A 21,435-nucleotide genomic window follows, 5' to 3' on the forward strand; every position below is an offset into this window, starting at 1 on the left:
GTGCTGTCGATGAGAACTTACCATGGTAGATAACAGCATTATGGACACAAGCGTGCAGACAAATTCAGCAGTAGAGTCAGAAACCACACACTTTGGTTTCGAAACAGTCGCGAAAGACGAAAAAGTCGCGAAAGTAGCAGAGGTATTTCACTCTGTAGCCGCTAAATACGACATCATGAATGACTTAATGTCGGGTGGTGTTCACCGTTTGTGGAAACGATTCACGATTGATTGCAGTGGCGTTCGCCCTGGTCAGCGTATTCTAGACCTTGGTGGTGGTACTGGTGACCTGACGGCGAAATTCTCGCGCATCGTTGGTGAAAAAGGCCACGTAGTTCTTGCTGATATCAACAATTCAATGCTGAATGTTGGCCGCGATAAGCTGCGTGATAGCGGTATTGTTGGCAACGTACATTACGTACAAGCGAATGCTGAAGAGTTGCCTTTCCCAGACAACTACTTCGATTGCATTACTATCAGCTTCTGTCTGCGTAACGTAACCGATAAAGATAAAGCACTTCGTTCTATGTACCGCGTGCTTAAGCCGGGCGGTCGTCTATTGGTTCTAGAGTTTTCTAAGCCAGTGCTTGAGCCTCTTTCTAAAGTGTACGATGCATACTCATTCCACCTATTGCCAAAAATGGGTGAGTTGATTGCTAACGATGCAGACAGTTACCGCTACCTTGCAGAATCTATCCGCATGCACCCAGACCAAGAAACACTGGAAGGCATGATGCAAGAAGCCGGCTTTGAGAATACGAAATACTACAACCTAACGGGTGGCATTGTTGCGCTGCACCGAGGTTACAAGTTCTAGTTGAACTTGGTAGCAAGCGCTTTGAGCGTGTTAGATCGAAAATAAGAATAAAGATAGAACGGATAGGTTAAGGCTTATCCGTTTTCAAAGGTAAGGACAGTCATGCCATTTGATCCATTGGTAACCGCGGTTATTGAAACCTCTTTGAATACGCTAGTAAACGATGACCCAGCACTGGTTCGTCGTTTGTCTCGTTTAAAAGGGCAGATCATTCAAGTCAATTTGAAAGAGTTGAATAAAACACTTACGTTCGTTTTCAGCCAACAAATTGATGTGTTGTCAGAGTACGAAGGGCAACCTGATTGCTACTTATCTTTGAACCTATCCGTATTGCCAGAACTGCGTGAGCAATCGAATATCACTAAGCTTATCAAGCAAGATAAGTTGATTTTGGAAGGTGATATTCAGTTGGCACAGAAGTTTTCTCAGCTGATGACAGACTGCAAACCTGACTTGGAAGAGTGGTTGTCTCGCGTGACAGGTGATGTGGTGGCTCATACCTTGGTCCAAGGCGTTAAGAATGTTGGTGGCCTTGTGGCTAAGCAAGCGACCAAACATCAAAACCACTTCGCTCAGGTTCTGACTGAAGAGTGGAAGATCGCTCCAGCGCCATTAGAGGTGGCACATTTTTGCGATCAGGTTGACGACGTGAAAAGCTCAGCTGCACGCCTTGAAGCTAAGTTGAACGCTCTGTTGGAGAAAGCATGACCCCAACAGAACTGAAACGTCTTTATCATATTATCAAGGTACAGTTGGAATACGGCCTTGATGAGTTGATGCCGGAACACCAACTGACTAAAGCCCCTTTGTTGGCGCGAAAGTCACTGTTTTGGCTCAAGAACAAGCATCAAGATAAAGAGTTGGGTCATCGCTTGCGCCTTGCGCTGCAAGAACTTGGTCCAGTGTGGATCAAGTTTGGACAGATGATGTCGACACGTCGTGATCTGTTCCCTCCTCATATCGCCGATCAGTTGGCGTTGTTGCAAGACCAAGTTGCGCCGTTTGATGGTCAACTGGCGAAGCAAGATATGGAAAAGGCGTTGGGTGGCAGTTTAGACAACTGGTTTACCGACTTTGATATCGAGCCACTGGCTTCTGCTTCTATCGCTCAGGTGCATACCGCAAAGCTTAAAGAGAGCGGTCGTGAGATTGTTCTGAAGGTAATTCGACCTGATATTCGCCCGGTGATTGACGCAGATCTAAAACTGATGCACCGAATGGCGCGTATAGTCGCTAAGTCGCTTCCTGAAGCACGTCGTTTGAAACCGGTTGAAGTGGTTCACGAGTACGAGAAAACGTTACTTGATGAACTCGACCTGCGCCGTGAGGCGGCCAATGCCATTCAACTGCGACGTAATTTTGAAGGCAGTGAAGAGCTGTATGTTCCAGAGGTTATCCCTGATCTAAGCAGCGAAACCCTGATGGTGTCAGAGCGAATCTATGGTATTCAAGTCTCCGATATTGAGACGCTAGAAGCCAACGGCACCAACATGAAATTGCTCGCGGAACGCGGTGTGACGGTATTCTTCACCCAAGTATTCCGAGATAGCTTTTTCCATGCAGACATGCACCCGGGCAACGTATTTGTTAACCCAGAGAATCCAGATAACCCTCAGTGGATTGGTTTGGATTGTGGCATTGTTGGTACGCTCAATAGCGAAGATAAGCGCTATTTAGCAGAGAACTTGTTGGCTTTCTTCAATCGAGATTACCGTAAAGTTGCTGAGCTACACGTTGATTCGGGGTGGGTGCCACACGACACTAACGTCAATGATTTTGAGTTCGCGATCCGTATGGTGTGTGAGCCAATCTTTGCAAAACCACTTGGCGAGATCTCATTTGGCCATGTGTTGCTAAACTTATTTAATACAGCAAGACGTTTCAACATGGAGGTTCAACCTCAGTTGGTGCTTCTGCAAAAGACCTTGTTGTATGTCGAAGGCCTAGGCCGTCAGCTGTATCCGCAACTTGATTTGTGGGCAACGGCGAAGCCTTTCCTTGAAACCTGGATGATGAATCAGGTGGGGCCGCAAGCTGTGATCAACGCAGTAAAAGAGCGTGCGCCATTCTGGGCAGAAAAACTGCCAGAGCTGCCAGAGCTACTTTATGACAGCTTGCGCCAAGGTAAAGCGATGAACCACAGAATGGATCAGCTTTATCAAGGTTACCGAGATAGTAAGCGTCAGCAAGCAACTGGAAAGTTTTTGTTTGGCGTTGGAGCCACTTTAGTCGTATGCTCCGCAATATTAGTTTCAAGCCCTTATGAGCAGCTATCTATGGGCTGTGGCATCGCAGGTGTCACATTTTGGTTGCTTAGTTGGCGAGCTTACCGTCGTTAGACAGTAGACTCTCTTAATATTTTTATGTGTAGACAGACCCGAGGACAATGACAATGGGTGGTATCAGTATTTGGCAACTTCTAATCATTGCTGTAATTGTAATTTTGCTATTCGGAACAAAGAAACTGCGCGGTATGGGTGGTGACTTAGGTTCAGCGGTTAAAGGCTTCAAAAAAGCGATGAGCGATGAAGACAAGCCTGCAGATAAGAAAGATGCAGACTTCGAACCAAAGAATATTGAACAGCAGAAGACAGAAGCTCACGCTGAAACAACTGCTGAAACAAAGAAAGACAAAGAGCAGGCGTAAATCGTGTTTGATATCGGTTTTTGGGAACTGGTATTAATATCTGTCGTTGGGTTAGTGGTTTTAGGGCCTGAGCGTTTGCCCGTGGCGATTCGCAGTATTTCCAAGTTTGTTGGACAAGCGAAAAGCATGGCAAACAGTGTGAAAGATGAACTTTCTCATGAGCTTAAGGTGCAAGAGCTGCAAGAAAACCTACGCAAGGCGGAAAAAATGGGTATGGAAGATTTATCTCCAGACCTTAAAGCGTCAGTCGATGAACTCAAGCAGGCCGCTGCTGAGGTTCAACGTCCGTATGCTAAGCCTGAGTCTGATAAGCCAAGTGAGACTAAACCTAGTGTCATGGAAACTGTGGAATCTGAAACCATTCAGGTCAACAGCGAAGCTTCAGCACCGTCAGATAAGAAAGCCGAATAGTCTCGCAAGGAGGAGTCGCCAGATACTTATGTAGTTATTTAAGTAGACAGCTATTTAAGTAAATAACTATTCAAGTGGATACCAATTCAACTGGATAGATACACGCGCGGCTCCTTTTCGATCTTCCTGTTTAAGAGGTTTGACATGTCTTCGACTGAGCAGACACAGCCTTTAATTAGCCACCTTCTAGAACTACGTAATCGCCTACTACGTGCGATTGTCGCGGTGCTAGTGATATTTGTCGGGCTAATTTATTTTGCTAATGATATTTATGAATTCGTATCAGCACCTTTGGTAGATCGTCTACCGGAAGGGGCGACGATGATCGCAACCGATGTTGCATCGCCATTTTTCACACCGCTGAAATTAACCTTGATCGCGTCTATATTCCTCGCGGTTCCGTTTATTTTGTATCAGGTGTGGGCTTTTGTTGCTCCGGGTTTATACAAGCATGAAAAACGCTTGATCATGCCGCTATTGGCTTCAAGTTCATTGCTGTTTTACTGTGGTGTGGCGTTCGCTTACTTTATTGTATTCCCGTTGGTATTTGGCTTTTTTACGGCCATATCATTAGGGGGAGTAGAGTTCGCAACCGACATCTCAAGCTATCTTGATTTTGTACTCGCGCTGTTCTTTGCTTTTGGTATTGCCTTTGAAGTGCCTGTTGCGATTATCTTGTTGTGTTGGACGGGGGCAACAACGCCTCAATCTCTGTCTGAAAAGCGTCCTTACATTGTGGTGGGTGCTTTCATCATCGGTATGATGCTGACACCACCAGATATGATCTCGCAAACACTGTTGGCGATTCCAATGTGTATTCTGTTTGAGATTGGTCTGTTTTTCGCACGCTTTTATACGCGTAAGCCAGATGCGGATGAAGAGGAAGAAGCTGAATCTTGATTCGGAATGCTTCAGTAAAAATCACATAATAAAAAAGCGGCCTAGGGCCGCTTTTTTATTATGTCTGTTTATCGAATCTTTAACTGATAGCCACAGTTCTGACATATATAGAGCTCTTTGATGCCCAAAATTTTATGCCATAGGGTTCGATGTTGACGTTGTAAGTGTTGTGAATGGTCACACATAATCAACTACCTCTATATGCAGGTGGTTGATACTATACATGTCACTTAGCTTTCTCAAATAAATTCAGGAAAAATCCGTAATAATTACTTATTAATAGATTTGTCATAAATTAAACAATGCCTTAGCATTTTTTGTGGTTATGTTTTCGACTTCTTCAAGGGTAATTCCGCGTAATTCGGCGATGCGTTTTGCTACTAATTCTGTGTAGGCTGGTTCATTGCGTTTACCGCGATTCGGTGTTGGTGCCAAGTATGGGCAATCTGTCTCTAGAATGACGTAATCCATATCGAGATGTGGGATCACCTTGTCCATCCCAGAGTTCTTAAAGGTCGAAACGCCGCCTAAACCTAAATGAAAGCCTAGCTCGTTGATCGCTTGAGCTTCCTCTAAGCTGCTACCAAAGCAGTGGAATACCCCGCGTAAGCTGCCATCTTGTTCTTTACGAAGTAGGGCAAGTGTCTCTTCAATGGAATCACGAGTGTGGATCACCACAGGTAAATCAAGCTCTTTTGCCCACTGCAGTTGAGTCACAAACGCCATCTCTTGTTCAGCCTTGAAGGTTTTATCCCAGTACAAGTCGATACCAATCTCACCCACGGCGATAAAGTCATGCTTATCAAACCAAGCTCGAATGGTTTTTAGGGTTTGCTCGATATTCGCATCCACATAACAAGGGTGTAAGCCCATCATTGAACGGCACACATCAGGAAACTGAGCTTCCGTCGCTAACATTGGCTCGATAGATTCTAAATCGATGTTCGGCAATAGAATGGTATCAATCCCTTGAGCCAGTGCGCGCTGCACGACTTGTTCGCGGTCTTCATCGAATTCACTAGCGTAAATATGAGCATGGGTGTCGATCATTGTTTTGTCCTGAAAGCGGTCTTTACTGAGTTGTCATGAGTATACGGCAGTGTGAGGAGAAGGTCATTTTTTGCCATTTATCCCTATTTTTGAGTGGGTTTCATATTTTACTGCTAGCGTCCTGAGCCATCAGTGATATGCTTTTGCCTGTATTTAGCACTTTTCATATCTAAGTATTTCGGTGCTTAGACTAGGCAAGGAGAATCTAGTGTCTGTTTCAATTCAAGGTCAATTCCCAGGTCGCCGTATGCGCCGTATGCGTAAGCACGACTTTAGCCGTCGCCTAATGGCAGAAAATCAATTGTCTGTGGATGATCTAATCTACCCAATGTTTATCCTGATGGGTAAAGACCGCCGCGAGCCTGTCGAGTCAATGCCAGGTGTTGAACGCTTGTCGATCGACTACATGCTCGAGGAAGCAGATTACCTGTCAAAGCTGGGTGTTCCTGCGATTGCTCTATTTCCAGTCGTGAACCAAGATGCTAAAAGTTTATGTGCAGCTGAAGCTCATAACTCAGAAGGTTTGGTGCAGCGCGCTGTACGTTTACTAAAAGAGCATGTGCCAAACATTGGCGTTATTACTGACGTAGCACTAGACCCGTTCACCACTCACGGCCAAGACGGCATCATCGATGAAGATGGTTACGTGATGAATGACGAGACGACTGAAGTCTTGATCAAGCAAGCATTATCACACGCTGAAGCGGGTGCGGATGTGGTTGCACCGTCAGATATGATGGATGGTCGCATTGGTAAGATCCGTGAAGCGTTAGAAGAAGCGGGCCATATTCATACTCAGATTATGGCGTACTCTGCAAAATATGCATCGTGCTACTACGGCCCATTCCGTGATGCAGTTGGCAGTGCTTCGAACCTGAAAGGTGGTAACAAGAAGAACTACCAGATGGATCCAGCCAACAGCGATGAAGCGATTCATGAAGTCGCGATGGATCTTAATGAAGGTGCGGACATGGTGATGGTGAAACCAGGCATGCCTTACCTTGATATTGTTCGTCGTGTTAAGCACGAACTGCAAGCGCCTACGTTTGCTTACCAAGTATCTGGTGAATACGCGATGCACAAAGCGGCGATTCAAAACGGCTGGCTGAAAGAGCGCGAAACCGTCATGGAATCACTGTTGTGCTTTAAGCGTGCTGGCGCTGATGGCATTCTTACTTACTTCGCTAAAGATGTCGCAGAGTGGCTTGCTGAAGATAACGCACAAGCTGCTGAGCATTTAAAAGAAAAGTAACCGTGTAGATCTCACTTAAGTGATCAGTAAAGGGTTGGCCATTGTGCCAGCCCTTTCGTTTATAAGGATGAATAAGATGTCAGTTGTCGTACGTGAAGGTTCTTTAGAAGAAGTGGTGTCTGTGGTCGAGCAGATCTCTGAGTTCGCTAAAAAAGAGAGTGTCGCTTCTCTGTCAGAGCGGCTGGCAGGGAAAAAGAGCCTTATCTTAGTGGCTGAAGAAGCTGGCGTGTTGCTTGGCTTTAAGATCGGCTATGAATTGGATCAAGATACTTTTTACAGCTGGTTTGGTGGCGTGTCACCGCTCGCGAGGAACAAAGGCGTTGCACAGGCGCAATTAGACGTTCAGGAACAGTGGGCGAAAGAGCAGGGCTACAGACAGTTAAAGGTTAAGTCTCGTAACCAGTTCCCTGCAATGTTGCGCCTGTTATTGAGAAACGGTTACCTAATCGAAAGATTTGAAGAAAAAGAAGACATTAATGACCATAGAATCCATTTTTTGAAGCAAATTTAAGCACTGCTGTTAACGGTTTATAAATCAAATGAGATTTATTATCATTTAATTGTTGACTATTAAATGAGAATCATTATTATTAACTTCGTCTTAGGGAATGAGGAAATGTTCACAAGGATGTTAAGTACTCAAGTATCTACTTGGTTACCCAACAGAATTCTCGCGAACTTGTACTAAGTTCTTTTTGACACGACATTGCTCACATTGCTTCCAGTGTAATTTATAGCTTTTAGGTAAAGCTGTGGTATTCAATTTGAATGGCTTTACCGGTTTTTGCTAGGCGACATCTTCGGGTGTCGCTTTTTTTATACCTACCATTTCAACAAGATGCATATTTAGTGGCACGTGTTTTTATGAATAAAACGCCATCAGCATTCTTTTCCACAACGCAAGATCGAGAAAAGATCGTTGATCATCTGTTCGATCTGTAAAATTATTCTTTATTTTCATTTGTTTATTGGTGTTTTTTGAGTTGTTCACCTTAGTTCTCAACAGGGTGGATAAATAATATAAACAGAGTTATCCACAGAACGCTTGCGTCTAAGAACAAAAAATAACAACAAATCGATTATAACGAACACAACCGAGTGAACGGATACAGATCGACAACGTGGAATCCAACCAACAGACGTGGCATTCTTAACAGATAATTTCTGTACTTACTGGATACACAAACATTATGGCTCGTATTCCTGATAATCCATTGATTCTGATCGATGGCTCTTCTTACCTATATCGCGCGTTCCATGCTTACCCTGGCACAATGAGCAATGGTGATATCCCAACTAACGCTGTTTACGGTGTAGTTAACATGCTGCGCAGCATGATGCGTCAATTTGCTTCTGATCGTATTGCGGTAATTTTTGATGCGAAAGGAAAGACGTTCCGTGATGACATGTACCCAGAGTACAAGGCAAATCGTCCACCTATGCCTGATGATCTTCGTTGCCAGATTGAGCCTTTGCACAATGTGATTCGTGCAATGGGTTTGCCACTTATCTCTATTCCCGGAGTTGAAGCGGATGATGTGATTGGTACGCTAGCTTCTCAAGCATCTAAAGCGGGCATGCCGGTTTTGATCAGTACTGGCGATAAAGATATGGCGCAGCTGGTTGATGACAACGTTACTTTGATCAACACCATGACCAACGTGGTTATGGATCGCGAAGGCGTGATAGAGAAGTTTGGCATCCCACCTGAGCTGATTATCGACTACCTTGCACTGATGGGCGATAAAGTGGATAACATTCCTGGCGTTCCAGGTGTTGGTGACAAAACAGCAACTGCTCTACTACAAGGCATTGGTAGCATCGAAAAGCTGTATCAAAACCTGGATGATATTGCCGCTCTTGGCTTCCGTGGTTCAAAAACCATGGCTAAGAAGCTGATTGATAATAAAGACAACGCTGAGATGTCTTACGAGCTTGCAACGATCAAACTGGACGTCGAGTTAGAAGAGACACCTGAGTCGCTTGTAAAAGCACAACCAAATACGGATGAGCTGATTAAGCTATACGGTCAACTGGTCTTCAAATCTTGGTTGAACGAGCTACTTGAAGGCGGCAGCGGTGTGGTTGAGGCGGATGAGAAGTCGGGTGCAGTGCGCAGCAGCACGGCATCAACCACTTCTACCGTAGAAATGAACACCTCTGCCGTGACCATTGATCGCAGCAACTACGAAACCATCTTAGATGAAGCCTCTTTTAATGCGTGGCTAGAGAAACTGAAAGCGTCAGAGGTGTTTGCCTTTGATACTGAAACAGATAGCTTGGACTACATGGTGGCTAACCTTGTTGGTCTATCATTCGCAACCGAAGAAGGCGTTGCCGCTTACGTACCGGTTGCCCATGATTACCTAGATGCACCTCAACAACTCGACCGTGATTGGGTACTTGAACAGCTTAAGCCGATTCTTGAAGATGACGCACAGGCTAAAGTCGGTCAAAACCTGAAGTACGATATGAGCGTTTTAGCGCGCTACGGTATCGAGATGAAAGGCATCAAGCACGACACCATGCTAGCGTCTTATGTTTTTAATAGCGTTGGCGGCAAGCATGATATGGATAGCCTAGCGCTGCGTTTCCTTCAGCACAGCTGCATCTCATTTGAGCAAATCGCAGGTAAAGGTAAGAAGCAGCTTACTTTCAACCAGATTGAGCTGGGTGAAGCGTCTCCATACGCAGCAGAAGATGCTGACGTGACTTTACGTCTTCATAACCGTTTGATGGAAAACATTGAGCAAGATGAAAAGCTAAAAGCCATCTATGAAGAGATCGAAGTACCACTGATTCCAGTGATGTCTCGTATTGAACGCACAGGTGTATTCATCGACGACATGTTGCTAGGCGCTCAATCGCAAGAGATTGCGGTTCGTCTTGATGAGCTAGAGCAGAAAGCTTACGAGATTGCAGAGCAAGAGTTCAACATGAACTCACCAAAACAGCTGCAAGCGATCCTTTTTGAAAAAATGGGCTTGCCTGTTATCAAGAAAACGCCATCAGGCGCACCTTCAACCAATGAAGAAGTGCTGCAAGAACTTGCGCTGGATTACCCGCTACCTAAGCTGATCATTGAGTATCGTGGTCTTGCGAAGCTGAAATCAACTTACACCGATAAGCTGCCGAAGATGATCAACGCTGAAACTGGTCGTGTTCATACGTCTTACCACCAAGCGGTAACGGCGACGGGTCGTTTGTCTTCTACTGATCCAAACCTACAGAACATCCCAATTCGTAATGAAGAAGGCCGTCGTATCCGCCAAGCATTCGTTGCACAACATGGTTGGAAGATTCTAGCGGTCGATTACTCTCAAATTGAATTGCGTATCATGGCGCACCTTTCGGGTGATAAAGCGCTTCTGGAAGCATTCCAACAAGGCAAAGATATCCACGCGGCAACGGCTGCTGAGATCATTGGTGTTGATATTGAGAGTGTGACCACTGAACAACGTCGTCGTGCTAAAGCCGTTAACTTCGGTCTTATCTACGGTATGAGTGCCTTTGGCTTGGCTAAGCAACTGGGTATTCCTCGTGGCGAAGCACAGCACTACATGGACACTTACTTCGAGCGTTACCCTGGCGTAATGCAGTATATGGAAGACACGCGCAGTGCTGCTTCAGAGCAAGGCTTCGTTGAAACCATTTACGGTCGTCGACTGCACCTTCCTGAGATTCAATCTCGTAATGGCATGCGTCGTAAAGCTGCTGAACGCGCGGCGATCAATGCGCCAATGCAAGGCACAGCAGCGGACATCATTAAGAAAGCGATGTTGTTGGTGGATGAGTGGATTCAAGCGGAAGGCGATGGTCGTGTAAAACTGCTTATGCAGGTACACGATGAATTGGTGTTTGAAGTGGAAGAGTCATCTTTAGCCGAAATTGAAAGTAAAGTACAAGAATTGATGGAATCCGCTGCAGAGCTAGAAGTGCCGCTTGTCGCGGAAGCTGGCCACGGTGACAACTGGGATCAAGCCCACTAATCAGTTTTTGACCTTAATAAGCAAATTAGTATGAGCCAGTGCACAAACACTGGCTTTTTTTTGTCTCAAATAAAGTTAAGTCGTAATAAGAATTTAGGTGTTTTAATAAAACATTCATGAAAAAAAACTACAAAAGTTGTTTTCATTTCTGAGCAATTGTTGTACATTAAATCTCGTAGGGTACAGAGGTAAGATGTTCTATCTTTCAGACCTTTTGTTTCACGTTATTGGATTAGGCTGATTCAGCCGCCCCAGTCAGTATTTGACTGGGGCGTTTTTTCTTGTGCGAAAGAAAAATATTTCCACCCTGCAATTACCCCGTAAAACCTCTCATTTTTAGTGCCTTTTATTACACTTTCTCAAGCACAGTGATAAACCCCTGATTTGCCTTAGATCTGGAATTCGATCAGATTTTGGTAATTTAAATCCGTCTCTAAGTCGATTGTTTTATCACTTGAAATAACTTTTATTTTACAAGTTATCGATAAAGGATTGATGGATCACGCCTTATTTATCAGTGTATTGAGTCGGTGAATGCTCAATGTAATCCATGATTTTCTGTTGTTTCTCGGTGCTGTATTTCAGTGCTTCGGCGGTGATCTGGATGGATTGTGCCATCGAAGAGATATTGTTGGTCGCTTTAACTCACGAATTTACAGAAAAAAATACCCCGCCTATATAAGGAGGGGCATTGATAAGGTGCGAACACTTGATAGTGGCGAGCTAGTCCCCCTCTATATAGAGACTACTCTGAATCGTTGTGTTCTTCGTCTGCTAACTCATCGATCAGTTGGTCTGCAAGCGCAGGCGCAAACCACTCATCCATCTTGGCACGCAGTTGGTCAACGCCGATGCCCTTCATTGATGAGAAGACATCAACCGCAACATCACCACCGAAAGATTTTGCATCGTTACGGATTTTCAGTAGCTGTGCTTTACGCGCACCACTTTTCAGTTTGTCTGCTTTTGTTAACAAAACCTGTACTGGGATGCGGCTATCGATAGCCCAGTAGATCATTTGTTGGTCAAGGTCTTTCATTGGGTGACGGATATCCATCAATACCACTAAACCTTTCAGGCTTTCACGTCGTTGTAGGTATTCACCTAGCGACTTCTGCCATTTTTTCTTCATCTCAAGTGGTACTTGAGCAAAGCCATATCCAGGTAAATCGACGATATGACAACCGTCCGTTACCTTAAATAGGTTGATTAGCTGAGTTCGACCGGGTGTTTTACTGGTTTTCGCCAAGCTTTTTTGGTTTGTAACGCGATTTAGCGCGCTAGATTTACCAGCATTGGAGCGTCCTGCAAACGCAATTTCGATCCCTTCGTCTTCTGGTAAATGACGAATATCAGGTGCACTGGTAATGAAATGCGTGTTTTGATAATGAATTTTTACGCTCACTGTTAACTCCATCTCGACTTTGTGTAGTCGATTGATTACTTTTTTGTGAATTTGTGTAAAATAACCGTGCTCGGCATAAGGTCGCCTATTGTACCATGAGTGGCAACATAGAGTGGTACTGGAAGCTTGATAATTATAATGGAATGTCATGAAGAAATTAGCGCTAATTTTGAGTCTTTTAGCCAGCTGCTCAGTATGGGCTCAAGGTAGTATTGAAGCTGGTAAAGCCAAATCACAAACATGTGTTGCCTGCCACGGTGCTGACGGCAACAGCCTGATCACTCAGTACCCTAAGCTGGCTGGTCAACATGAGAAGTATCTAGAGAAGCAGTTAAAAGAGCTTAAGCTAGGTATGACAAGTGGTGGTAAGCAAGGTCGTTACGAACCTGTAATGGGTGCAATGGCGATGCCTTTATCTGAAGAAGATATGGCTGACCTAGCGGCATACTACGCCTCTCTACCTATCTCTAGTAACTCTACTCCTGAAAATGTAGTAGATGAAGGTAAGGTTCTTTACACAGCGGGTAACGCAGAACGCGGGGTAACGGCGTGTATTGCTTGTCATGGCCCTCGTGGTAATGGTACCGAACTTTCTGGTTTCCCTAAGATTTCAGGTCAGCACGCAGATTACATCAAGGCTCAACTTGAAAAATTCCGCGATGGTGATCGTAATAACGACATGAATGCGATGATGCGTGATGTAGCTAAAAAGTTAACAGACGCTGATATTGATACCTTATCGAAGTACGTTGGTGGTTTACACTAATTTGTCGGTTTCTTGCTCTTAGCCAGAGTAAAGGAATGTACGTTCGAGCGAGATTGAAGAGACGCCCCGATCAGTAATGGTCGGGGCGTTTTCTTTTGTATTGGTTTTATTAATGCGTTTTGTGTTTATGTCTGATTTATCAATGTGTGATCGATTTGTGTACAAAAGTGTGAAGTCGCACTCTTGTAGTCTTTTTGTAACACGGTAAAGTAACCGCCATCAGCTAGGAGCTGACTTAGATATGGATGATCATCTAGTCTAACGGTATAGACAGAAATGGATCAGGCTAGGACAGCCCAGCAACAAGGTGTTAGAAAAGGATAGCCAAAACTCATCAGGACGATGAACAACAAACAAATTTGGCATGGAAAGCACCAATAACAAATGGAGATTTGTGTACCAAGTTGAGTATGCAAATTTTGGCCGATATAGGCAGATTTAGAGAGCGATAGGTTTTCCTATCGCTTTTTTTATTGATTTGATGAAAAAACACCCAATACCTCTCCACTATAAACTCAGTTTCTGGTATGTTTCGCATCCCTGTTTAAGGATGTGCTATGTATACTTGTCCCTTATGCCATCACCAAGGCGTGAATCACTATTTTGAAGACAAACGCAGAGCCTATCTGCAGTGTCAGCAATGTGAACTGGTATTTGTTAAACCTGAACAAAGGTTAGAAGCAAAAGAAGAAAAAGCACACTATGATCTCCATGAGAACGATCCTAGTGATGCAGGCTATCGCCGCTTTTTATCTCGCATCGCGGATCCACTAACAGACAAAATTTCATCTAACTCACAAGGGTTGGATTTTGGTTGTGGCCCAGGCCCTACGCTATCTATTATGTTAGAAGAAGCCGGACACACCATGGAGTTGTACGATATCTATTACCACCCAGAACCCTCTGTGTTGGAAAAAACGTATGACTTTATGACTGCCACGGAGGTGATAGAGCATCTTTATCACCCAGACAAAGTGTGGCAGCAATGGTTGAATTTAGTTAAACCCAAGGGCTGGATTGGTCTTATGACTAAACTAGTAATAGACGTAGACGCGTTTGCTGGTTGGCACTACAAGAATGACCCGACACATGTCGTCTTCTTTAGTCGTCAAACATTCCAGTTTTTGGCAGAGCGGGATAAGCTCGAACTAGAATTTTTTGGAAATGATGTAATTTTACTGAGGAAAGTGCAGTAATGGGTCGTAGTAAGAAATCAAGAAAGCCGGGAGCACTTGGCGCTCCGGAGCCTATGGTTACTCGTAACCGTAGTGAATCTGATGTTGAAGGTCGTGAACGTAAGCGTGTTAAAAAGCGTAAAGGCCTTAAGTCTGGCAGCCGTCACTCAGATGGTAGCGAAGCAAAACAGCGTAAAGCTGCACAAGCTCGTGATCCACGTTTAGGCAGCAAGAAAAAAATTCCGCTGATCGTTGAACCAGCGAAGAAGCCGACTAAACAAGAGCGCAAGCTATCTAACGAACAAGAGTTAGAGATGCTTGAGAATGACGCTCAACTGAACACACTGCTAGATCGTATCGAAAATGGTGAAAACCTAGGTGCTGGTCTACAGAAGTTTGTTGATGAGAAACTTGATCGTATCGAACACCTAATGGGCCGCTTAGGTCTACTAGAGCCAGAAGACGATGAAGAAGAGATCTTCGAAGAAGCACCGGTTGCCTCTAAGAAGAAAGCGAGCTCTGACGAAGACTTGCTATCTCAATTCGAAGATTTCGATTTAGACAGCTTTAAAGGTTAATAGCCAGTGAACGTAACCTTATTAGCAATTGCTGGTGGAATTATCATTCTCGGCTTGGGCTCTTACGCAGGTTACCTTCTACTTCAAGTGAAGAAGCAGACGGAGTTGCAAAAGCAGCATCAAGCACTAGCCATTGAAAAACGCAACGCGACGATTTACGAAAACGTAAATACTTTGTGCTTAGCGGGCATTCAAGGGCAATGTGACTTACCTGAGATCAGTATCCGAGTGTGTATCATTATGGATAATGTTCAGGGTGATGAGCGTGTCGATTTTGATTCTGAGTATCCTGCTCTTTCTGAGCTGTACCATATCGTAAAAGATATGGCTCGCGGAGACGGAAGGCAGGAACTGACGAAGAAAGAGCGCATGCAGCAGAATCTCACACGCCATAAGGCGGAGACTCGCTTGAATGATGCGGTCATTGAAGATTTGAAAAGGTTGCAAGAGAAGGTTAAACCTCTCAACAACCAAATCAACATTCAGATGATCTAGTCGCTAAGACTATTTAAAATAGAGGCTTGTTTAATACAGGGTGTTCTTGAGACACCTTATCTTTATAGATAGTGTTAAATGAGCCTTCTTACCTTTTGCGTCTCGTTAATCCCGACGCTTTGTTAGTGATCAAGCTAGCAGTTCTGAGTTTTTGTCTGAAAAATTGATTTTGTCTTGGAACGACCTTACTGGTCGTGTGGCAAAATAACCCGTCTATATTTTAATGTATGTAAAATGATTTGAGAGACCTTAGGTTCTCGCGGATCTAAATTGGAATTACCGCTATGTCGAGCAAGCCAGTAACAACGAATCAGCAAATCGTTTGGGATCAAGAGATCTTAAACAAGTACAACTATTCGGGACCTCGTTACACTTCATATCCAACAGCGTTGGAGTTTCATGAAGCGTTTACCGTCGCTGATTACGACATGGCGTGTACTCAGTACCCTGAGCGTCCACTCTCTCTTTACGTGCATATCCCGTTCTGTCATAAGCTTTGTTACTACTGTGGTTGTAATAAAGTCATTACTCGTCACTCGCATAAAGCGGATGAGTACCTTGATGTGATTGAACATGAAATCCGCCAGCGCGCCTCTTTGTTGAATGGCCGTGAAGTGACGCAATTGCACTTCGGTGGTGGTACGCCAACGTTCTTGACCAAAACACAAATTACTCGCTTGATGATGATTCTGCGTGAGGAATTTAATTTCACTGCTGACGCTGAAATCAGTATTGAAGTTGACCCGCGTGAGATTGAGCTAGACGTACTTGACCACCTGCGTAACGAAGGCTTCAACCGCCTGAGCATTGGCGTGCAAGACTTCAATAAAGAAGTGCAGAAACTGGTTAACCGTGAGCAAGATGAAGATTTCATCATTGCGATGGTTAAACGAGCGAAAGAGCTAGGCTTCCGTTCAACTAACCTGGATTTGATCTACGGCCTACCAAAGCAGACTCAAGCTTTGTTCGCTGAAACATTGAAGCAAGTGTTAGAAATGAAGCCGGGCCGTTTATCGGTATTTAACTACGCACACATGCCTCAGCTGTTTGCGGCGCAGCGTAAGATTAAAGACGAAGATCTACCTGAAGCGAAAGAGAAAATGGCTATCTTGCAAGATACCATCGAGACGCTAACGGGAGCGGGTTACCAGTTCATTGGTATGGATCACTTCGCACTACCTGAAGATGAGCTAGCCGTAGCACAGCGTGAAGGTATTCTGCATCGTAACTTCCAAGGCTACACCACCCAAGGTGAAGCTGACTTAATTGGTTTCGGTGTTTCTGCGATTTCTATGGTTGGTGATGCTTACGCACAAAATCAGAAAGAGCTGAAGAAGTACTACGCTCAGGTGAATGACCTGCGTCATGCACTTTGGAAAGGTGTTGCTCTAGACAGTGACGACCTTCTACGTCGTGAAGTGATCAAGCAGCTGATTTGTAACTTCAAGCTTGATAAAACAATGATCGAATCTGAGTTCTCGGTTAACTTTAATCGCTACTTCAAAGAAGATTTAGAGCTTCTACAAACTTTTATCAACGATGAGTTGGTTGAAGTCGATGATAAAGAAATCCGCGTTACTCTGCGTGGCCGCTTGCTGATCCGTAACATCTGTATGTGTTTTGATAAATACTTACGTGCAAAGGCTCGCCAACAGCAATTCTCTCGCGTTATCTAATCGCTCGATAGAGAATAGAACAATAAAAAATGCCAGCATCATGCTGGCATTTTTGTATCTGACTCATTCGATTTCTGCCTGGTTTAGGTGAGACTCTCAGTGGTATTTTGTTTGACCTTGGCACTTTGCTTGGAGTTGATGAGGTCGGTAGGCCATTGGTCAAACGGAACTGGGCGACTGTATAAGAAGCCTTGAGCAAGCGGGCACTGCAGCTGCTTGAGAAGTTCAGCCTGTTGCTGTGTTTCAACGCCCTCTGCCACCAAGCTTACTTTGAAGCCCTTAGTGATGTTAACGATGGCCGCGACGATGGAGCTATCTAGGTTCTCTTTATCAAGTTTGCTGACAAAGCTGCGATCGATCTTTAAGCAATCAAATGGCAGTTTGTGTAAATAAGCCAGTGACGAATAGCCGGTACCAAAGTCATCAATCGCAATTGATATCCCTAGTGCTTTTAGAGTCAGCATGTTATCGATGATGGTCGGGTCGTTGTCGACGATGCGTGATTCGGTGATCTCTAGTGTCAGGTTGCTTGCTGGCAGATTTGTGTCTCGCAACGTGCCTTTTACTTGTTCCACAAAGCCACTTTCGCTTAGCTGAACGACCGACAGGTTGACGTGAATCGAGAAGTCCTTGCTCCATTTTCCTGACTCAATCGCGATGGCTGTATCTCGACACGACTTATGCAGAATTTGTTTTCCGATATCGTCAATGAGCCCGCTCTCTTCCGCGAGAGGAATGAACTCGAGTGGCGAGATCACCCCTTCATCCGTTATCCAGCGAGCTAAAGCTTCTGCTCCTATGGTCGAGCCAGATTCCAGATCAATAATAGGCTGATAAAACGGTTCGAACTGTTGAAGCTCAATCGCTCGGTTCATCCGCGCTAACATCTTGGTGCGATGTCTCGATGCTTTGCCCATTTCAAGGCTATAAATACAGACACTGGTTTTGTCTTGTTTCGCATTGCTCAATGCAATGCTGCTGCTGCGTAGCAGGAGTGTAATGTCGTGAAGATTCGAGACATTCACTATCCCCATCGATACCTTAATCACCACGCTTTCCGATTCCATTGAAAATGGGGAAGCGAAGGTTTGAAGTAAGCGGTTAGTCAGCAGCTGAACATCATCGCTTTGCGTTACGTTTGGCGCGTAGATGGCAAACTCATCACCACCAGTGCGAGCTAGTAGGTATTCGGATGGCAGTGTGCCTCTTAAACGAGCGGCCGCAATGATAAGTAGCTGGTCGCCATTGTAATGACCTAGGCTGTCATTGATGTCTCGGAAGCGATCAATACCAATCAAATACAGTGTGCCTTTTTCGTTGTCGGGGTGTTTCTTGGCAGCGTCAATAAAGCCTTCACGGCTGTATAGCTTGGTTAATGAGTCATAGGTAAGTTGAGACTGTAATGCATGAAACGAAGCCTTTAAGTTGTTGGTCATTTCATTGAATGACTCGACCAACATGCTGGTTTCATATATATGCCCTGTTTTTGGCATGCTCGCGTCCCAATCGCCCTTAGCAAGGCGTTTTGCCGCATCCGCTGTCGAGGTGATGGGTTGGGTTGCGCGATTAAAGGCAATTAATCCTGCAATGACCCCAATGCAGCTCAGTGCTAGCCCAAGCAACCAACTGTTTCTTTGATTTTCTGGCAATTCACCGAGCAGATTGCTTTCAGGGATCGACACCCCAATAAACCACGTGAGCCCGTGCTCATCTTCGTATGGGGTGATTTGGTTGAAGTAGCGTTCGTTGTCTAGGCTAAAACTAAAGCGCTGCTCGCCCAAATTCTCGATTAGGTGGAATTGCTCTACGTAGCTAGCACTCTCACGTATGACTGGATTAGCACTCTCTGTTGCTAGTTTGCGTTGCCCTTTGTTGGTTTGTCCTGTGCCCCATGAAACGACACTGCCTCCGCCTGAGTGCGCGACCAAGCGTTGCTGCTTATCGATGATGTAAACAGAGGCATCCGTTCTATCTTTGAGCTTTCTGAGAAACGCATTGAAGGTATTGATTTTGATGTCGCTGACTACGACGGCTTTGAATTCATTATCATCATAGATAGGCGCTAGAGCAGATAAGGTGATTTCTTGACGTTCGTCAGCATTGGCATAAATTGGTGACCATAACGGTTTTTTCTGTGTCGCAATGGGTGTGTACCAAGGACGGATTCTAGGATCGTAACCTGAAATCACCGATCGAATGTCTTCACTAATTTTGCTGCCACGGTAAATGACCAGCTGATCATTGGTGCGTTCGTCTTGCACCATCAAGGTGTAGCCTTTGTTGGCTTCTTTGCGGAAACCGACGTAGTTACCATCTTCAGAACCAAAGCCGATCGCATCGAGTTGAGGTACAGCAGTGTAATGGTCTGAAAACGTATAAAAAATATAGTCTTGGACCTTACTAAGATTGCCTGCTTGATAAAGATGGTGGTAGCCGATGTTATGGCTGAGCGAGAGGTTGGCGTGAAATGGCTTTTCTAAAAAATTAGACAGGCTTTGATGAACATTGTCAGTCAGTGATGTCAGCTGGCGTGCACTAACATCACTCACCATCTCTTTGTAGCTTAGCTTTTGAGTGAAAACCATTACACCCATAGTGAACAGAAAAATCATCACGAATGGCAGAACCACTGCGGTTCTCAAAGTAATTTGTGTTTTCAAAGACATCTTTAGCTACAACTTTGGTGAATAGTGTACTGTAATTGTACCGACACTATTCAAACCAAGCGACACTTTTTGGGTTAAAAAGTAGCTGCATCGAGAATCATATAAGGTCTAGTACAGTTCTTTTAGTTTACGAGTTAGGGTGTTTCTTCCCCAACCTAAAACCTTGGCTGCATCCTGTTTATGACCATTGGTATGGTTGAGTGCAGCCTCTAGCAGTATACGTTCAAACTCTGGCAGCGCATAAGTTAGTAGCTCTTTTTCTCCTGAATCAAGCGCACACTTTGCCCAATTAGCGAGCAGTTGTTGCCAGTTGTCTCCAGTTCCTGAGGTGGTCACGACTTTTTCTTCCAACAATTCCGGTGGTAGATCGGAAGGCAGTATCTCGCTGCCGCTAGCCATCACCGTTAACCAACGACAAATATTCTCAAGCTGACGTACGTTACCCGGCCAATTGAGCTGGTTGAGCTTCAAAATGGTCTCAGGATGCAGTGTCTTCACTTCAACACCGAGCTCTTCGGCGGCGGATGCTAGGAAGTGATGAGTCAGCTTTTCAATGTCTTGTTTACGTTCGCGAAGTGCCGGGATATGGATTCGGATAACGTTGAGTCGGTGGAAAAGGTCTTCACGGAAGTCGCCTTCATGCACTAAGCGCTCAAGATCTTGGTGGGTTGCGGCAACGATACGAACGTCTACCTTAACTGCAGAGTGACCGCCGACACGATAGAACTGACCATCAGAAAGTACACGCAACAAGCGAGTTTGGATATCGAGTGGCATGTCACCGATCTCATCCAGAAATAGGGTGCCGCCGTTGGCTTGTTCAAAGCGTCCTTGGCGAACGCTGTTAGCACCGGTAAAGGCACCTTTTTCGTGGCCAAACAGTTCAGACTCGATCAGATCTTTGGGGATTGCTGCCATGTTCAAGGCAATGAAGGGCTTCTTAGCTCTTGGGCTGTGACGATGCAGAGCGTGAGCGACCAATTCTTTACCGGTACCCGATTCACCATTGATCAGCACGGATATGGATGAGCGAGACAAACGGCCAATCGCTCGGAAAACCTCCTGCATTGCCGGTGCTTCACCGATGATTTCTGGTGCGTTGGTGTCTTCAGCGACCTCACTGGCTTGTTCGCGTTTCTGCTCTTGGCTGTGCGCGATCGCTCGTTCGACTAGAGTCAGTGTTTCATCAATATCGAACGGCTTTGGAAGATATTCAAAGGCGCCTTTTTGATAAGCATTCACCGCCGCATCAAGGTCTGAGTGCGCGGTCATAATGATCACGGGCAGGTCGGGAGAGCGTTGATGAACCTGATGCAACAGCTCAATCCCGTCAATGCCGGGCATGCGAATGTCAGACACCAATACGTCCGGTGTCTCGCGCTCAAGCGCAAGCAACACGCTCTCAGCATCAGCAAATGTTTCACACTTAATATCCGCAGATGAAAGTGTTTTCTCTACTACCCAGCGGATAGAGCTGTCGTCATCGACGACCCAAACGTATCCCTTACTCATAATTCAATTCCTTTGCAGCCAAATCTATTGTGATAATCATTGTTGTTTTTATGATGTCTTAATCTTTGTGTTACCGAGCTAAGCCTTTCATCTCGC

The 21,435-nt window shown here is 45.0% G+C and carries 18 protein-coding genes and 1 pseudogene; 14 read left to right on the forward strand and 5 right to left on the reverse strand.

Annotation, left to right across the window (positions count from 1 at the left end; all coding sequences use genetic code 11):
• Positions 1 to 37: 37 nt before the first annotated feature.
• From ubiE to tatC, 6 genes are all read left to right on the forward strand, one after another.
• Positions 38 to 817, forward strand: coding sequence for a bifunctional demethylmenaquinone methyltransferase/2-methoxy-6-polyprenyl-1,4-benzoquinol methylase UbiE (ubiE, locus tag AB6E30_RS16925; RefSeq protein WP_032554326.1), 780 nt, complete (start codon positions 38 to 40; stop codon positions 815 to 817).
• A gap of 102 nt (positions 818 to 919) precedes the next feature.
• On the forward strand, positions 920 to 1,525 hold the full coding sequence (locus AB6E30_RS16930; RefSeq protein ID WP_004740977.1) for an SCP2 domain-containing protein: 606 nt from the start codon (positions 920 to 922) through the stop codon (positions 1,523 to 1,525).
• On the forward strand, positions 1,522 to 3,156 hold the full coding sequence (gene ubiB, locus AB6E30_RS16935) for a ubiquinone biosynthesis regulatory protein kinase UbiB (RefSeq protein WP_052880270.1): 1,635 nt from the start codon (positions 1,522 to 1,524) through the stop codon (positions 3,154 to 3,156). The genes AB6E30_RS16930 and ubiB overlap by 4 nt, the downstream gene beginning before the upstream one ends.
• Before the next feature lie 53 nt (positions 3,157 to 3,209).
• Entirely contained in the window at positions 3,210 to 3,464 is a 255-nt protein-coding gene (tatA, locus tag AB6E30_RS16940; RefSeq protein ID WP_017060154.1) for a Sec-independent protein translocase subunit TatA, read from the forward strand.
• A gap of 3 nt (positions 3,465 to 3,467) precedes the next feature.
• Entirely contained in the window at positions 3,468 to 3,875 is a 408-nt protein-coding gene (gene tatB / locus AB6E30_RS16945; protein ID WP_017060155.1) for a Sec-independent protein translocase protein TatB, read from the forward strand.
• 144 nt (positions 3,876 to 4,019) lie between these two features.
• Positions 4,020 to 4,775 (forward strand): twin-arginine translocase subunit TatC, encoded by a 756-nt coding sequence (gene tatC, locus AB6E30_RS16950; protein WP_017060156.1) that lies wholly within the window; start codon positions 4,020 to 4,022, stop codon positions 4,773 to 4,775.
• Between the two features lie 288 nt (positions 4,776 to 5,063).
• Here tatC and AB6E30_RS16955 read toward each other — a convergent pair whose 3' ends face one another.
• Entirely contained in the window at positions 5,064 to 5,825 is a 762-nt protein-coding gene (locus tag AB6E30_RS16955) for a TatD family hydrolase (RefSeq protein ID WP_017063053.1), read from the reverse strand.
• A 208-nt stretch (positions 5,826 to 6,033) separates the two neighbouring features.
• Between AB6E30_RS16955 and hemB the strand changes: the two genes are divergently transcribed.
• The 3 genes from hemB to polA all read left to right on the forward strand — a co-directional run bounded on the left by hemB (position 6,034) and on the right by polA (position 11,066).
• On the forward strand, positions 6,034 to 7,077 hold the full coding sequence (hemB, locus tag AB6E30_RS16960; RefSeq protein ID WP_017060158.1) for a porphobilinogen synthase: 1,044 nt from the start codon (positions 6,034 to 6,036) through the stop codon (positions 7,075 to 7,077).
• Between the two features lie 76 nt (positions 7,078 to 7,153).
• Positions 7,154 to 7,588 carry a GNAT family N-acetyltransferase gene (locus tag AB6E30_RS16965; protein ID WP_017063054.1) on the forward strand — a complete coding sequence of 145 codons (435 nt, stop codon included), beginning with the start codon at positions 7,154 to 7,156 and terminating at the stop codon, positions 7,586 to 7,588.
• 679 nt (positions 7,589 to 8,267) lie between these two features.
• Positions 8,268 to 11,066 carry a DNA polymerase I gene (polA, locus tag AB6E30_RS16970; protein WP_017063055.1) on the forward strand — a complete coding sequence of 933 codons (2,799 nt, stop codon included), beginning with the start codon at positions 8,268 to 8,270 and terminating at the stop codon, positions 11,064 to 11,066.
• Positions 11,067 to 11,573: 507 nt separating this feature from the next.
• Here polA and AB6E30_RS16975 read toward each other — a convergent pair.
• Positions 11,574 to 11,711: pseudogene (locus tag AB6E30_RS16975) on the reverse strand (GTP-binding protein); the annotation flags it as partial.
• Positions 11,712 to 11,811: 100 nt separating this feature from the next.
• Positions 11,812 to 12,471, reverse strand: a complete 660-nt coding sequence (yihA, locus tag AB6E30_RS16980; protein WP_017631972.1) for a ribosome biogenesis GTP-binding protein YihA/YsxC — start codon at positions 12,469 to 12,471, stop codon at positions 11,812 to 11,814.
• Positions 12,472 to 12,619: 148 nt separating this feature from the next.
• Here yihA and AB6E30_RS16985 point away from each other — a divergent pair, with 148 nt between their 5' ends.
• From AB6E30_RS16985 to hemN, 5 genes are all read left to right on the forward strand, one after another.
• Positions 12,620 to 13,237 carry a cytochrome c gene (locus AB6E30_RS16985; RefSeq protein ID WP_012602993.1) on the forward strand — a complete coding sequence of 206 codons (618 nt, stop codon included), beginning with the start codon at positions 12,620 to 12,622 and terminating at the stop codon, positions 13,235 to 13,237.
• Positions 13,238 to 13,794: 557 nt separating this feature from the next.
• A complete protein-coding gene (locus AB6E30_RS16990) occupies positions 13,795 to 14,433 on the forward strand; it encodes a class I SAM-dependent methyltransferase (RefSeq protein ID WP_019826511.1) in 639 nt (212 codons plus the stop codon).
• The gene (gene yihI, locus AB6E30_RS16995; protein WP_017060163.1) at positions 14,433 to 14,990 is read left to right on the forward strand and encodes a Der GTPase-activating protein YihI; all 558 of its coding nucleotides are present in this window, start codon (positions 14,433 to 14,435) and stop codon (positions 14,988 to 14,990) included. The genes AB6E30_RS16990 and yihI overlap by 1 nt, the downstream gene beginning before the upstream one ends.
• A 6-nt stretch (positions 14,991 to 14,996) precedes the next feature.
• A complete protein-coding gene (locus AB6E30_RS17000; RefSeq protein WP_017079341.1) occupies positions 14,997 to 15,485 on the forward strand; it encodes a DUF2489 domain-containing protein in 489 nt (162 codons plus the stop codon).
• Positions 15,486 to 15,769: 284 nt separating this feature from the next.
• The gene (gene hemN / locus AB6E30_RS17005) at positions 15,770 to 17,161 is read left to right on the forward strand and encodes an oxygen-independent coproporphyrinogen III oxidase (RefSeq protein WP_372104539.1); all 1,392 of its coding nucleotides are present in this window, start codon (positions 15,770 to 15,772) and stop codon (positions 17,159 to 17,161) included.
• A gap of 83 nt (positions 17,162 to 17,244) precedes the next feature.
• On the opposite strand, the gene AB6E30_RS17010 is transcribed toward hemN, so the two are convergent.
• Together AB6E30_RS17010 and glnG are read right to left on the reverse strand one after the other, a co-directional pair.
• On the reverse strand, positions 17,245 to 19,827 hold the full coding sequence (locus AB6E30_RS17010) for a GGDEF and EAL domain-containing protein (protein ID WP_017059225.1): 2,583 nt from the start codon (positions 19,825 to 19,827) through the stop codon (positions 17,245 to 17,247).
• A gap of 108 nt (positions 19,828 to 19,935) precedes the next feature.
• Positions 19,936 to 21,339, reverse strand: coding sequence for a nitrogen regulation protein NR(I) (glnG, locus tag AB6E30_RS17015; protein WP_048661285.1), 1,404 nt, complete (start codon positions 21,337 to 21,339; stop codon positions 19,936 to 19,938).
• Positions 21,340 to 21,435: the final 96 nt, after the last annotated feature.

It is taken from the genome of Vibrio sp. 10N.247.311.12 (genome assembly GCF_041467515.1).
Taxonomy (GTDB): Bacteria; Pseudomonadota; Gammaproteobacteria; order Enterobacterales; family Vibrionaceae; genus Vibrio; species Vibrio crassostreae_C.